8 protein-coding genes are annotated in these 13434 nt (G+C 66.8%); 4 read left to right on the top strand and 4 right to left on the bottom strand.

The genetic code is table 11. The annotated features are described in order from the left end of the window. Positions 1-142 precede the first annotated feature (142 nt). From ACYVKR_RS16745 to ACYVKR_RS16735, 3 genes are all read right to left on the bottom strand, one after another. On the bottom strand, positions 143-4081 hold the full coding sequence (locus ACYVKR_RS16745; protein WP_460482075.1) for a choice-of-anchor P family protein: 3939 nt from the start codon (positions 4079-4081) through the stop codon (positions 143-145). Positions 4082-4687: 606 nt separating this feature from the next. Further along, a complete protein-coding gene (locus ACYVKR_RS16740; RefSeq protein ID WP_460482219.1) occupies positions 4688-5749 on the bottom strand; it encodes an acyltransferase family protein in 1062 nt (353 codons plus the stop codon). 342 nt (positions 5750-6091) lie between these two features. Then, positions 6092-6823: a sterol desaturase family protein gene (locus tag ACYVKR_RS16735; RefSeq protein ID WP_460482074.1), complete on the bottom strand. Its 732-nt coding sequence runs from the start codon at positions 6821-6823 to the stop codon at positions 6092-6094. A gap of 99 nt (positions 6824-6922) precedes the next feature. Between ACYVKR_RS16735 and ACYVKR_RS16730 the strand changes: the two genes are divergently transcribed. From ACYVKR_RS16730 to ACYVKR_RS16715, 4 genes are all read left to right on the top strand, one after another. Next, a complete protein-coding gene (locus ACYVKR_RS16730; RefSeq protein WP_460482073.1) occupies positions 6923-8938 on the top strand; it encodes an acetoacetate--CoA ligase in 2016 nt (671 codons plus the stop codon). 142 nt (positions 8939-9080) lie between these two features. Further along, the gene (locus ACYVKR_RS16725) at positions 9081-9566 is read left to right on the top strand and encodes a DUF1439 domain-containing protein (protein WP_460482072.1); all 486 of its coding nucleotides are present in this window, start codon (positions 9081-9083) and stop codon (positions 9564-9566) included. Positions 9567-9656: 90 nt separating this feature from the next. Next, positions 9657-10358 (top strand): glutathione S-transferase family protein, encoded by a 702-nt coding sequence (locus ACYVKR_RS16720; RefSeq protein WP_460482071.1) that lies wholly within the window; start codon positions 9657-9659, stop codon positions 10356-10358. Positions 10359-10472: 114 nt separating this feature from the next. Beyond that, a complete protein-coding gene (locus ACYVKR_RS16715) occupies positions 10473-10649 on the top strand; it encodes a hypothetical protein (RefSeq protein ID WP_460482070.1) in 177 nt (58 codons plus the stop codon). Positions 10650-10726: 77 nt separating this feature from the next. On the opposite strand, the gene ACYVKR_RS16710 is transcribed toward ACYVKR_RS16715, so the two are convergent. Then, on the bottom strand, positions 10727-13234 hold the full coding sequence (locus ACYVKR_RS16710) for a penicillin-binding protein 1A (RefSeq protein WP_460482069.1): 2508 nt from the start codon (positions 13232-13234) through the stop codon (positions 10727-10729). Between the last annotated feature and the right edge of the window lie 200 nt (positions 13235-13434).

The following is a 13434-nucleotide window of genomic DNA, read 5'->3' as shown; positions in this document are numbered from 1 at the left end:
TTTCATCCAATTTGTAATTAGGATCGCATCCGGTGCGCTGATAGCGATCCTCACGAAATACTCACCAATCCGAGGGTTCTCCCCAAAATAAACCGCCCCGGCCGCCTTTTGAAGGCTGCCGGGGCGGCTGGGCGAAGGACGCTTACTGGCTCGGCGTCGTGGACAGGAACATCGAACCCGACTGCGTGAGGCGGCCATCGGGATCGGTGATGCGCATCACCGTCAGCTCCGGCGTGGCATCCGGCTCGGCGCCGCCATCACCCTCGATGCCGCGAGAGGCAGCATAGTAGCCGGTGGCAAAGCGGATGACCGGGTTGCCTGCCCCTGGCTGGGCGGGATCGCAGCGGAAGCTGAAGCTGAGCAGTTGCTCCTTCACGCAGACATAGCCACTGGCCATGTCGATGACCGAGCCTTCGGTGTGCGGCGTGAAGCGGAAGATCCGGCTCTTCAAGGGGCCTGCATGCGCCAGCACCACCCACGAGCCGACCAGGGAGTCGATGCTGTTCTTGTCGACACCGAAGTAGTAGCGCTCGATCTGCACCGGATCCTCGCCCGGGAACTTGATGGTTCCGAGCGCCGAGGTGGCGAAGCGGATGCTGTCGGCATTGCCGGGGCTGCCCAGGTAGCTCGCGATCAGATCACCGCTGCCGAAGTACCGTCCGCCCTGGTACTGGCTCACGGCAAGGCTCGGCCTATTGGCCGCGGGCACCGTGGACGGCACATGCGCACCGAGCACGCTGTGGAACGTGGCATTGCCATTGCTCTCGTAGTCGTAGATCGACATGAACAAGGTGTGGTCGGCGCTGTTGACGGGCTTTTGCAGATCCAGCGCGAAGCCGCGTCCCGGCTTACCCGTGATTTCATCGCTGGCGATCCAGGTGCCGGCTTCCGGCGCGTAGTCGGGCCGGAAATAGGCAGCCAGCGAAGTCTTCCCATCGGCCGTCGTGTAGGCAGCACGTGTGATGCGGGCACCGATGATGCGGTGCATGGAAGCCGTGCCGAACTTGACCGAGCCGACCAACTGGTCGACGCTGCGCTGCAGCCGCAGCACTACCGACGTGCTCGCCGAGTTGCCGGAGCAGGCGAACACACGGTCGGCGCCGGTGTAGTCGCATTGGGCGAACAGCGGCGCACCCAGCGAGCCGTCGAAGCCATGCACCGTCACTTTGTTACTGCCGGCATAGGGCCAGGGCGCACTGGACAGAGCCCAGTTGTAGTTCAGGCTGACCTGGTCGCTCGCCCCGATGTCGGCCCACCAGGTGCCCACGGGCTGGTTGCTCTCGTCGAGCTCCACCATGGCCCAGCGGTCCACGAAGGCCGGGTCCGCGAACCTGTCTGCCGGCGTCCCTTCGTAGTCGAAGCGCTGCATGGCCTTGGCATCTTCGCCTGGGAACTTGATGGTGCCCGTGGTGCGGCTGGTGAAGACAATCTCCACATTGCCGGCATCGCCTGCCTCCTGCCCGTCGCGAGGGCCGCTGCCGAAATAGCGGCCGTCCTTGTAGAACTTGAGGGGCGCCACGACCTTGTTGCCGTTCATGGTGCCGATGGCGAGGTGGAACGTGGGTGCGCCGGAGGTGGTGTAGTCATACACCTGCATCACGAAGGCACCGTTCTGCACGTCGATGCCCATGCCGCGGCCAGGCTTGCCGTTGAGCTCTGCCGTGATGATCCAGCTGCCGTTCTGGGGTGCGATGGCTCCACCGCCGCTGCCCGACCCATCGGAGGCCGTCGTCTTGTCCACCTGGCGCGTGGCGCTGCCGGTGTTGCCCGCGGCATCGGTCTGCGAAGCCTTGATCGTCACCGGGCCCTGCGGCAGGCCACCAACGTTCACGCCGGTCACCGTCCACGAGCCATTGATGCAGGGCGCCGAGGTCATCACGTTGCCGATGGCCACGGTCACCGCGCCATCGGCCGTCGTGCAGGTGCCCGATGCGGTGTAGGAGGACTGGTTCGTCGCATCGATGGTCGGAGCGTTGGTGATCGTCACGGCCGGCGGTGTCACGTCCTTCACGGTCGTGCGCGAGCCGCTCACAGGTGCTCCACTGATCGTCTGCGTCGCCGTGATCGTCACGGTGCCGTCAGGCACACCGCTGGCATTGACACCCGACACCGACCAGGTGCCGCCGTTGCAGGTGGTGGTCGTGGTCACGCTGCCGATGGCCACCGTCACCGCCCCGCCCGCCGCCGAGCAGGTGCCCGTCACGCCGCCGTAGGACGACTGGTTGGATGCGTTGATGGGAGGCGCTCCCGTCACCGTCACGGCGGCAGCCGCCGACTCCTTGGTGGTGGCGCGGGTTCCGCTGCCGGTGTTGCCAGCGGCATCGGTCTGCGAGGCAGTGACCGTCACCGGGCCAGAGGCCAGGCCGCCGACATCGACGCCCGATACCGACCACGCACCGCCGCTGCAGGTCGGAGCCGGCACAACGCTGACGCTGCCGACACTGACCGACACTGGCCTGCCGTTCTCGCTGCAGGTTCCCGACACGCCATAGGACGACTGGTTGCCTGCGTTGATCGTCGGAGCCGTCGTGACGGCCACGGTGGGCGCCTGGGCGTCCTTGGTCGTGGCACGCGTGCCCGAGCCGGTCTGGCCGCCCACGGTCTGCGATGCCGTGACCGTCACCGGGCCATCGCCCACGCTGCTGACGTTGACACCGGACACCGACCAGGTACCGCCGCTGCAGGTGGCCTGGGTGGAGACGCTGCCGATGGTCACCGTCACTGGCACGCCGTTCGCCGAGCAGGTGCCCGAGGCGCTGTACGAAGTCTGGTTGGCCGCATTGATGGTGGGTGCGCTGCCGACCGTGACCACCGGAGGGCCTTGCGGCGCGGTGCTCTTGGAGGTGGTCAGCGATCCCTGCCCGGTCAAGCCCCCAACGGTCTGAGAAGCGGTAACCGTTACCGAGCCATCGGGCAGGCCGCTGACATTGACGCCGGAAACCGACCAGGTGCCGCCGCTGCAGGTGGTGGAGGCAGCGACGCCGCCGATGGACACCGATACCGGCACGCCGTTCGCCGAGCAGGTGCCCGAGACGCCATAGGACGCCTGGTTGCCCGCCGTGATGGCCGGGGCGCTGGTGACCGCCACCGTGGGCGCGCCTGGCACCGCGGTGTTCTTGGTCGTCGTCTTGCTGTCCGAGCCGGTGAAGCCGGAGGCCGTCTGCGTGGCGGTCACCATGATGGAGCCATCCGGCAGGCCCGACATGTTGAGCGTGCCGCTATAGGTGCCATTGCTCAGGCAGGCCAGCGACTGGGTTGCGCCGGCCGGGTTCGAGGTGATCGCGACATTGCCGCTGCCGGCGCTGCAGGTGCCGCTGATGGGCACGCTGGACTGGTTGCCGCTGGTGACGGCCGGCAGGGCGTTGAGCGTCACCGTGGGTTTGCAGTCGGTGATCGAGGCCTCGGAATGGCCGACCACGATATCCGCGGTGATCAGGCCCAGCACATTGATGCTGATGTGGATGGCGTTGACCGAGATTTTCTTGCCGTCGGGGGAGAGGCTCTGTTCATTCAGGAGGACGCTGGCAACGCCCAGCACATTCAAGCCCGTGTTGGCTCCTGGGTTGACGGCCACGCCGCTGAGCAGCCCGGTGCCTCCCACGATGGTGGCGCTGCCCGAACCGGCGGGAATGCCGTTGACACAGGCCATCTGCGCGGTGGAGGTGATGGTATTGGCTCCGAGGTTCAGCAGCGATGCGCCCAGGGCACTGACCAGGGAAACATTCAGGCCGTCAACGCTCGAATTCGATACCACGCGGTTTTGCGCCAGCGTGCTCTGGGTCTGGTTGGTGATGACGCCGGTGGTCACCCCCAACACCTTGACGCCCAGGAGGCTCGCGCCTATGTCCGCACTGATGATCGGCCCCGCCACATCGAAATCCGGCGGTGCGGATTGCAGGCCGGTGTCGCCCAGCTGCACCGCGGCTCCCGCCAGGGTAAGGTTGGCGCCCACGTTGACGCCATAGGCCTGGCCTTTGCCACTGGAGGCCGCAAAAGACGTGGCCCCCCAGCCGCATACGGCTGCGATCAGCAGCCAGCGAACCATCCGACGGACGATCCATCCTATTTCCACGGTATTCATGTCGCCTCCTCTTGGCATAGCCTCAAGACATGGGCAGACCTGCACCTACGGGCCTTTCACGCGGCCGGGAGTCAACCCACCACCCGTGAGCTCAAACTGCGATCACTCACACTGCGCTTGCAAATGACTCATGTAACTTCACACTTACAAACATACGCCGTTCAACTCACGTTGGCAAACATACGCCTGTATTTGTTAATCATATAAATTGATTTATTAAATAAATACAATGATATGAAGAGTCAATATTTATTGAGATTTTTCTTTCATTGGCAAAGCGCCATGGCCCAGGAAAATCGCGGCCTCGGTCGAGATCAATGGTTTTTTTGGACTATTGACACAGCAGCGATAGGTGCGGCGCTGCGCGGCGCCATAAACCGATTTTTTGGTAGAAACCCCGGTAAAAAATCCGGTTACAGAATGGCAGAAGCTCACAGTTGTTGACAATGTGAGTATTGGGCGTGCTGAATCGGCCGGCCTCAGCGCCAAGGCTGGCGACGATCAAGGGGTGTTGGAGCAAATCACCACGCCTCACGCCTGTGCATGAGGCGAGAGCGCGGGGGGCAGGCCACTGCCTGACCGTGGGCCCTGCCGTTGCGGCAGGGCTCAGACGGGAGCGGGTTGGCGGGGCGCCAGACGGACGGGAGCCTTGGCCCTGGCCGGTGCGGGGCGCTTGATCCCGTCGCGCCAGCGCAGCGCCCAGCGCTCGACGGTGTAGAACGACAGCGCCGCCAGCGCGATCGACACCGGCAGGCCCACGGCCACCACCACCGGCCACGAGAACTCGGCGCGCAGCACGCGCACCACGGGGTAGTGCCACAGGTAGATGCCGTACGAAACCTTGCCCAGCCAGACCAGCGGGCGGATGCTCAGCATGTCGAACACCACGCCGCGCTGGTGGTAGATGGCCACCAGGATGGCCAGGGTGGCCAGTTCGGCCAGCGCAATGCCCCACAGCAGGGCCCCGCTGTCGCCCCACTCCCAGGTCAGCAGCAGCGGGAACATGGGCACCAGCCACAGCAGGTAGTGCTGGTGCCTGGCCAGCGCCTCGAACCAGGTGTGCCGATGGATGACCAGCGTGGCCAGCAGGCTGCCCAGCAGCATGCCGGTGGCGCGGGTGTCGAAGCGGAAGAAGACCTGGTAGAAGGGCTGCCCCGCGTCCACCCACCAGGCGCGCCACAGGAAGGCCAGCACATACAGCAGCGCCACCGAGCCCCAGACGCGGGCCGGCGGCATGCGGCGCAGCAGGTAGGCCAGCAGCACCGGCCAGACCAGGTAGTAGTGCTCCTCGACCGACAGCGACCACATGTGCAGCAGCGAGTCCGGGCTGTCGAAGAAGGCGATGCCATAGTCCGCCAGATAGGCCATGGACACCAGCACGTCCTGCGTCACCAGGTGCTTGTCGTCGGGCCACAGCAGCGGCGCCACCACCCAGTAAACGGCCAGGAAGAACAGCAGCGCGGGCATCAGCCGCAGGAAGCGGCGGTAGTAGAAGCGGCCGTAGTCGATGTGGCCTTCGCGCCGGTGCTCCATCAGCAGCAGCGAGGTGATGAGGTAGCCGCTGAGGACGAAGAAGATGTCCACGCCCAGGAAGGCGCCGTCGAACAATGGCACATGCGCGTGCGAAAGAAAGACCAGAACGATAGCTATCGCCCGCAATCCATCCATCGCGGGGTTGTACTTGAGATGCAAACCTGACAAACCAACTTCCTCGACTGTGGCGGGCCTGGGCTCGCCGCCGCGCAGGCGCAGAGCCAGCTTGCGCGCGTTGTCACAGTGCCGCTGCGCCCCCTCTTGGGCAGCGGCTCGGGGTCCCCTCACCCGTGCCGGCGGCGTGTCGTGCCGCGCTTGCAAACTACGGGTATGCGGTCTTGCGCCGCATGACTTGGTGTGCGCCATGGCGGGAAAGTTCCCTGCCGGCGCTCATAAAAACTATAGCTGCCTGCGCAATACTGGCTTGCGCAAAGACCGCAAAGAACACATGTTTTTGCATTTACGGACACCACCGCCTCAGCCTTTGTGCACGTCCTGCCAGCACAGCATGTCGGCGATGCGCCCAGCCTTGTCGGCGTCGAAGCCCAGGTGCGGCACGCGCTCGGCCGGGTTGGCCCAGGTGCCGAAGATCCAATCCCACACCGGCAGGCCGTAGTTCTGCGCATGGTGGCCATACTGGTGGTGTACGGTGTGCATCTCGGGCCGCTGCACGAGGTAGCCCAGCCAGCGCGGCGTCTTCAGGTCGGCGTGCAGGAACAGGTCGAACGCCCCCGTCAGCCCGATGGCGACGGCCGCCGCCAGCGGGCTGGCGCCCAGCACCCAGTAGCTCGACAGCGCGCTCAGCAGCACGGCGGCGGCGGTGTCCAGGGGATGGGCGAAGAACGCCGTCAGCGCCTCGACCCGCGGCGCGCTGTGGTGCAGCTGGTGAAACATGCGCCACAAAATGTCAAAGCGGTGCGTGGCCCGGTGCCACCAATAGAAGACGAAGCTCGTCAGCACAAAGCTCAGGCCTCCCACGGCCCAGGCCGGCCAGCGCTGGCCTATGTCGAACCAGGCATGGCGGCGGATGCTGTCGGCGAACACATGGCCCATCAGCAGCGTGGTGGCCAACGTGCCCAGGCCCAGCAGCGTGGACAGGATCAGCCAGCGCCGGTCGCAGTGGTTGCGCGACGCGGGCGCGATCACCTCGCGCGCAAACAGCGCGACGAACATCAGCGCCAGCAGCGGATACGCAGCAAACTCCCACATCCCCGGACCATTCCTCCCAGCAAAGCCGCGTAGTGTATCGCCCATGCCCGGGATTTCCCTGACAGGCGACCGCGCGTCTTGTGCCTAGGCTCGCAGTCCATGAGCCTGCCCTCCTCCACTCCCCACCGCCCCGTCGCCCAGATCCGCCTGTACCAGCAGTGGCTGGAGGCGCAGCGCGGCCTGCGCTTTGCCGACTACGCCAGCCTGTACCAGTGGTCGGTCGACCAGCCCGAGGCCTTCTGGCAAAGCATCTGGGACCACCACGGCGTCGAATCCGCCACGCCCGCCAGCGCTGTGCTGGCAGAAGCGAGCATGCCCGGCGCGCAGTGGTTTCCCGGCGCCCAGGTGAGCTATGCGCGCCACCTGCTCGGCCATGCCGATGCGGCGCATGCCCAGGGCCAGCCGGCCATCATCAGCGACAACGAACGCGGCGAGGTGCGCACGCTCAGCTGGCCCGAGCTGCGCCGCCAGGTGGCGTCGCTGGCGCTGACGCTGCGCGCGCTGGGCGTGGAGCGCGGCGACCGCGTGGCCGCCTACCTGCCCAACATCCCCGAGACCGCCATCGCCATGCTGGCCTGCGCCAGCATCGGCGCCATCTGGAGCGTGTGCGCGCCCGACATGGGCGTGGCCTCGGTGAGCGACCGCTTCCGCCAGATCGAGCCCAAGGTGCTGATCGCCGTGGACGGCGTGTACTACGGCGGCAAGGCCATGGACCGAGGCGCCGTGGTGAACGAGCTGCTGGCCGGGCTGCCCAGCGTGCGGCACCGGTTGATCGTGCATACGCCTTTCGCTACCACAAAGATAGCTGATAGCGCAGACTGGATAAGCACCATTGCCCGAAATGATGCCGAAACCGCCACCTTCGAACCCGACTGGCTGCCGTTCGACCACCCGATCTGGATCGTCTACTCCAGCGGCACCACCGGCCTGCCCAAGCCCATCGTCCACGGCACCGGCGGCATGCTGCTGAACCTGCTGGTACAGGGCATGCACTTCGAAGTGGGCGCCAGCTACCGGGACAACAACCGCGGCGAGCGCTTTCACTGGTACAGCTCCACCGGCTGGGTGATGTGGAACATGCAGGTCAGCGCGCTGCTGCGCGGCAGCACCATCGCCATCTTCGACGGCAACCCCTCGGGCAGCCGCGAGCAGGTGGACTGGGGCGTGCTGTGGCGCTTCGTCGCCAAGCACCGCGTCACCACCTTCGGCGCGGGCGCGGCGTATTTCACCAACTGCATGAAGGCCGGGCTCGACGTGGCCGGCCTGCCGGGCCTCGCCCAGGTGCGGGCGCTGGGCAGCACCGGCTCGCCGCTGTCGGCCGACGTGCAGCGCTGGGGCAGCGAGCAGCTGGCGCAGGCCGGCGCGCCCGGCGTGTACTGGTGCAACATCTCGGGCGGCACCGATTTCTGCGCCGCCATCATCGGCGGCAACCCCGAGCTGCCCGACGCGCCCGGCAGCATGCAGTGCCGCATGCTGGGCTACGCCGTCGAGGCCTGGAACGAGCAGGGCCGGCCGGTGGTGGGCGAGGTGGGCGAGCTGGTCTGCCCCCGGCCCTTCCCGGCCATGCCGCTGTATTTCTGGAACGACCCCGGCAACCGGCGCTACCTGGCGAGCTACTTCGACACTTGGCCCGGCATCTGGCGCCATGGCGACTGGCTGAAGATCGAGGCCGACGGCAGCTGCGTCATCTACGGCCGCAGCGACGCCACCATCAACCGCCAGGGCCTGCGCATGGGCACCAGCGAGATCTACAACGCCATCGAGGCCCTGCCCGAGATCAGCGACTCCATGGTGGTCGACCTCGAATACCTGGGCCGCGACAGCTACATGCCGCTGTTCGTGGTGCTGCGGCCCGGCGCCGCGCTCGACGACGCGCTGCGCCAGCGCATCGCCCAGGCCATCCGCCAGGCGCTGTCGCCGCGTTTCGTGCCGGACGACATCTTTGCCGTGGCCGAGATCCCGCGCACGCTCACCGGCAAGAAGCTCGAGCTGCCGATCAAGAAGCTGCTGCTCGGCCAGAGCGCCGCCCAGGTGCTCAACCCCGAGACCATGGCCAACCCCGGCAGCCTGCCCTGGTACGAGGCGTTTGCGGCGCAGCGGCTGCAACGCCTGTAGAGCATCTTTACACTTCCGTCATGCACGGCGGCCCGCGGGGTGCCGGCAGCGGCATGCTCTGTTCTTACAATCGCGCATCATGCACCGCCGCTTACTTCTCTGCTCTACTTTATGCGTTGCCGCCTGGCTGGCCGGCTGCTCGATGGCACCGCGCAGCTACACCTTGTCGCAGCAGGAGCTGCAGGCCCTGGTGGCCAAGTCCTTCCCGCGCCAGTACCCGCTGCTGGGGCTGGTGACCATGGAGGTCTACGCGCCCACGCTCCGGCTGCTGCCCGAGACCAACCGCATCAACGCCACCATGACGGCCAAGCTCTCGGGCAAGGTGCTGCCGCAGAGCTACGACGGCGGCATGGACCTGGACTTCGCGCTGCGCTACGAGCCCACGGACCACAGCCTGCGCGCCACCGCGGTCAAGGTCAATTCGCTGATGATGACCGGCCTGCCCGATGCCGTCTCGACCATGCTGCACGCCTATGCGCCGCGCGCGGCCGAGCAGGCGATGGACAACGTGGTGCTGCACCAGCTGCGCGACGAGGACTTGGCAAAATTGAAGAACCTCGAGCGCGCGCCGGCCACCTTCACCGTCACCCCGGACGGCCTGCGCATCGACTTTGTGGAGAGCAAGTAAAAAGCGCGACGCGGCGGCGCCAAGGCGTTGCACATTGCAACGGCGCCGCGCCGGCTTCTCCCTTATAAACAGCCCTATCGAGGAGGTCCGATGAGCACCCTGGCAAACTTCAGCGTCACCCGCAAATGGCCGGCCAAGCAGCCCGACGTGCTGCAGCTGTACTCGCTGCCCACGCCCAACGGCGTCAAGGTCTCGATCCTGCTCGAGGAGCTGGGCATCCCCTACGAGGTGCACCTGGTCAACTTCGACAGCAACGACCAGCTCTCGCCGGAATTCGTCGGCACCTTCCCCAACAACAAGATCCCAGCCATCATCGACCCCAACGGCCCGCACGGCCAGCCGATCGCGCTGTTCGAGTCGGGCGCCATCATGGTCTACCTGGCCGAGAAGGCCGGCCAGTTCCTGCCGCTCGACCCGGCGCTGCGCTACCCCACGCTGCAGTGGCTGATGTTCCAGATGGGCGGCATCGGCCCCATGTTCGGCCAGGTCGGCTTCTTCAACATCTTCGGCGGCAAGGACTACGAGGACAAGCGCCCGCTGATGCGTTACGTCGCCGAGTCCAAGCGCCTGCTCGGCGTGCTCGACAAGCACCTGCAGGGCAAGGACTGGGTGGTGGGCAGCGACTACACCATCGCCGACATGGCCATCCTGCCCTGGGTGCGCAACATGATCGTGCGCTACGACGCCGAGGCGCTGATCGGCTGGGGCCAGTACCCCGAGGTGAGCCGCGTGCTCAGCCAGTGGCTGCAGCGCCCCGCCGTGCAGCGCGGGTTGCTGATTCCGGCGCGGTAAAGATCCAGGCCCGTGCCGCCGGCCCCGGGGTCGGGCCTGAGTGTCTGTGCCTGGGCCGCCACCAGCACCAGCGCAAACATCAGTGCCAGCAGCAGGCCCCATTTGACGGATTGCATGGCAGCCTCCATTCAGTGGCGCGGCCTGCGCGTTGGTGCGCTGCGGCCGTCACCGGGTTGGATGTTTCATTTACATCAACCTCCCTATTGTTTCAAAATATTACAAAATCAACAAAAGCGCAAGCTGGGGGAATTGCTGAGTATTGGTGAGCACTTTAAAAAAGAGAGCTGCTAGCGCTTATCAAGCATGGATTTCAGCAAGAAATCCATATGAAACATAGGCAGAGTGAGCGCTAGCCGCTCCTCTTTTTATCAGCGCTGCAGTTCGCTGGCCGCGATGCCGGCGTCGCCCGGCGTGGCACCCGACGCCACCTCCGGCCCCGGGGTGGCGCGGCGCCACACGATGCCGCCGTCCTGCGCGGACGCGGGCGGCGCGCCCGGCACCACCACGCCCTGCTGCACCACGGCCTGGCCGGGCGGCGGAGCGCCAGGACCGGTGACCGCGGCGGAAGGCGCGGGGCCGATGGCCGCCGGCGCCCGGGGCGCCTCGTGCTCGATGCTGAAATTGCCCTCGCCGCCACCACCGCGGCGGTTGATGGGCCGCGGCTCGTCGTCGATCACCGGCGGCAGCCCGCCGCCGCCGCGCGTGGCGGGTGGGTTCTCGAAAGGATCGGCCGGCGGGCGATTGTCGGACCCGAAGCCCAGCAGCCAGCTGCGCAGGCGCTGCACGAAGGTATTGTTCTCGGCCGGCCGCTCGAAGCCGGCGCCGGCCTCGACCAGCTTGGCGCGCTGTGCCTGCCCCGCCACCTGGGCCACGATGGGCAGCGCGCTGTGCGCGCCCTGGCCCCAGTAGTCGTTCAGCGTGACCCGGCCGTCGTTGAAGCCGACCCAGGCGCCCGCGACGAACTGCGGATTCATCAGCATGAACCAGCCGTCGGTGTTGTCCTGCGTGGTGCCGGTCTTGCCGGCCCAGTCGCCCTGCACGCCCCAGCGGCGCACGCCCTGGCCGGTGCCATGGGCGATGACGCCGCGCAGCATGTCCACCAGCGCGTAGTCCACGCCCACGTCGAGCGCCAGCTCGGCCTCGGGCGGGGCAAATTCCTCCAGCACCTGGCCGCTGCGGTCGGTGATGCGGGTGACCATCACCGGCGCCCGGTAGCCGCCGCCGTTGGCCAGCGTGGCGTAGGCGGTCACCATCTCTTGCAGCGTGACGGGGCTGGTGCCCAGCGCCAGCGCGGGCACGGCCTCGAGCGGGCTCTGGCGCACGCCCAGCGCCGTGGCCAGCTTGGCGACCTTGGCCGGGCCGACCTGCATCATCACCTGGGCGGTGATGGTGTTCTTGGAGTAGGCCAGGCCGTCGGCCAGGGTCATCGGCTGGTACGAGGGCGGGCCGCCGTCGCTGGGCCGCCAGTGCTGGCCGCCGGCGAGCACGATGTCCACCGGCTGGTCCATCAGCGTGTCGCTGGGCACGGCGCCGTTGAGCAGCGCCGCGCCGTAGACGAAGGGCTTGAAGGTGGAGCCGGGCTGGCGCCGCGCCTGCGCGACGTGGTCGAACGGGTCCTGCGCGAAATCGCGGCTGCCCACCCAGGCCAGCACATGGGCGTTGCGCGGGTCCATGGCCATGAAGCCGGCCTGCACGCGGGTCTTTTCCTCGCGCAATTTCGCCATGAAGTCGCCGTCGGCCAGCAACGCCTTGAGCGCCTCGTCCTTGTCGGCGCCGCCCTGCACGGCCTGGCGGTAGGCGGCGCTTTCGCGCACGAAGCTCAGCACCTGCGGGTTCTTGGCGCTCCACTGGCTGCGCGGGCCCCACAGGCCGTTGGCCACCTTCTGCAGTTGCTGGCCCTGGCGCGCCACGGCCTGGTTGGCCCAGGCCTGCACGCGCGAGTCGATGGTGGTGTGCACCACCAGGCCGTCGGCGTAGATGTTGTAGTCGTGCGCGTCGGCCCAGTCGATCAGCCACTTGCGCAGCGCCTGCGCGAAATGCGGCGCCATGCCGAAGGTGTCGTCCTGGCGCTCGAAGTCGAGCTTGATGGGCCGGGTCTTGAGCGCGGCGAACTCGATGTCGCTGAGCTTGCCGTGCTTGTACATCTGCGCCAGCACGGTGTTGCGCCGCTCCTTGGCGCGCTCGGGGTTCTGCACCGGGTTGTAGTAGCTGGTGCCCTTGAGCATGCCGACCAGCGTGGCGGCCTCCTGCACGTTCAGCTTGTCGGCCGACTTGTCGAAATAGGTGCGCGCCGCCATCTCGATGCCGAAGGCGTTGTACAGGAAGGGCACGGTGTTGAGGTAGGTCTCGAGGATCTCTTCCTTGGAATACGACGACTCGATCTTGAAGGCGGTGACGGCCTCTTTCAGCTTGCGGTTGAGCGAGCGGGCGCGGCCGATCTCCTCGGGAAAGAGGTTGCGCGCGAGCTGCTGCGTGATGGTCGAGCCGCCCTGCGGCCGGCCGGTGGCGGTGTGCACCACCGACGACAGCGTGCGCCGCCAGTCCAGGCCGTGGTGCTCGTAGAAGCGGTGGTCCTCGGTGGCGATCAGCGCGTTGACGACGTTGGGCGAGATGTCCTTGAGCGCCACCCACTCGCGGTTGGAGCGGCGGTACTGCGCGAGCTGCTTGCCGTCGGCCGACAGCAGCTGCGTGGGCGCCTCGAGCTTGGCCTTCTTGATGTCGCTGATCGACGGCGTGAGCGGGATCAGCACCAGCACGTACAGCAGCAGCGCCACCGGCAGCGCGCCGACCGCCAGCAGCCACTGCTTTTTGCTGCGGCCGCGCAGCCATTGCCATCCGCGGCGCGCCAGCGCCGCCACCATGTCGAGAAAACGCATACGAGTCAGTCTGAAAATGGCCCCCATGCTTGCTCACTACGTGTAGCCGCGGCCCCCCAAGGGGGCGCTTTTCATCTTGGGGCGGCCCTGCGATGAAATCTGCGCCATTGTGCGGCAGCAGCATTCGGCGAGGGGGTGGATTTACGGGATATTGACGCAGCCAACTGTAACAAGCGCTGCAAGCCTGTGGGCAGGCGCGC

The organism is Comamonas humi (genome assembly GCF_054782535.1).
Note: the sequence above shows the minus strand (reverse complement) of the source record. Positions and strands in the feature narration are given on the sequence as shown.

Bases quoted from the DNA above. Each gene is read 5' to 3' on its own strand.
- ACYVKR_RS16745 (WP_460482075.1), bottom strand. From the start codon at position 4,081: ATGAATACCGTGGAAATAGGATGGATCGTCCGTCGGATGGTTCGCTGG.
- ACYVKR_RS16740 (WP_460482219.1), bottom strand. From the start codon at position 5,749: ATGGATGGATTGCGGGCGATAGCTATCGTTCTGGTCTTTCTTTCGCAC.
- ACYVKR_RS16735 (WP_460482074.1), bottom strand. From the start codon at position 6,823: ATGTGGGAGTTTGCTGCGTATCCGCTGCTGGCGCTGATGTTCGTCGCG.
- ACYVKR_RS16730 (WP_460482073.1), top strand. From the start codon at position 6,923: ATGAGCCTGCCCTCCTCCACTCCCCACCGCCCCGTCGCCCAGATCCGC.
- ACYVKR_RS16725 (WP_460482072.1), top strand. From the start codon at position 9,081: ATGGCACCGCGCAGCTACACCTTGTCGCAGCAGGAGCTGCAGGCCCTG.
- ACYVKR_RS16720 (WP_460482071.1), top strand. From the start codon at position 9,657: ATGAGCACCCTGGCAAACTTCAGCGTCACCCGCAAATGGCCGGCCAAG.
- ACYVKR_RS16715 (WP_460482070.1), top strand. From the start codon at position 10,473: ATGGCAGCCTCCATTCAGTGGCGCGGCCTGCGCGTTGGTGCGCTGCGG.
- ACYVKR_RS16710 (WP_460482069.1), bottom strand. From the start codon at position 13,234: ATGCGTTTTCTCGACATGGTGGCGGCGCTGGCGCGCCGCGGATGGCAA.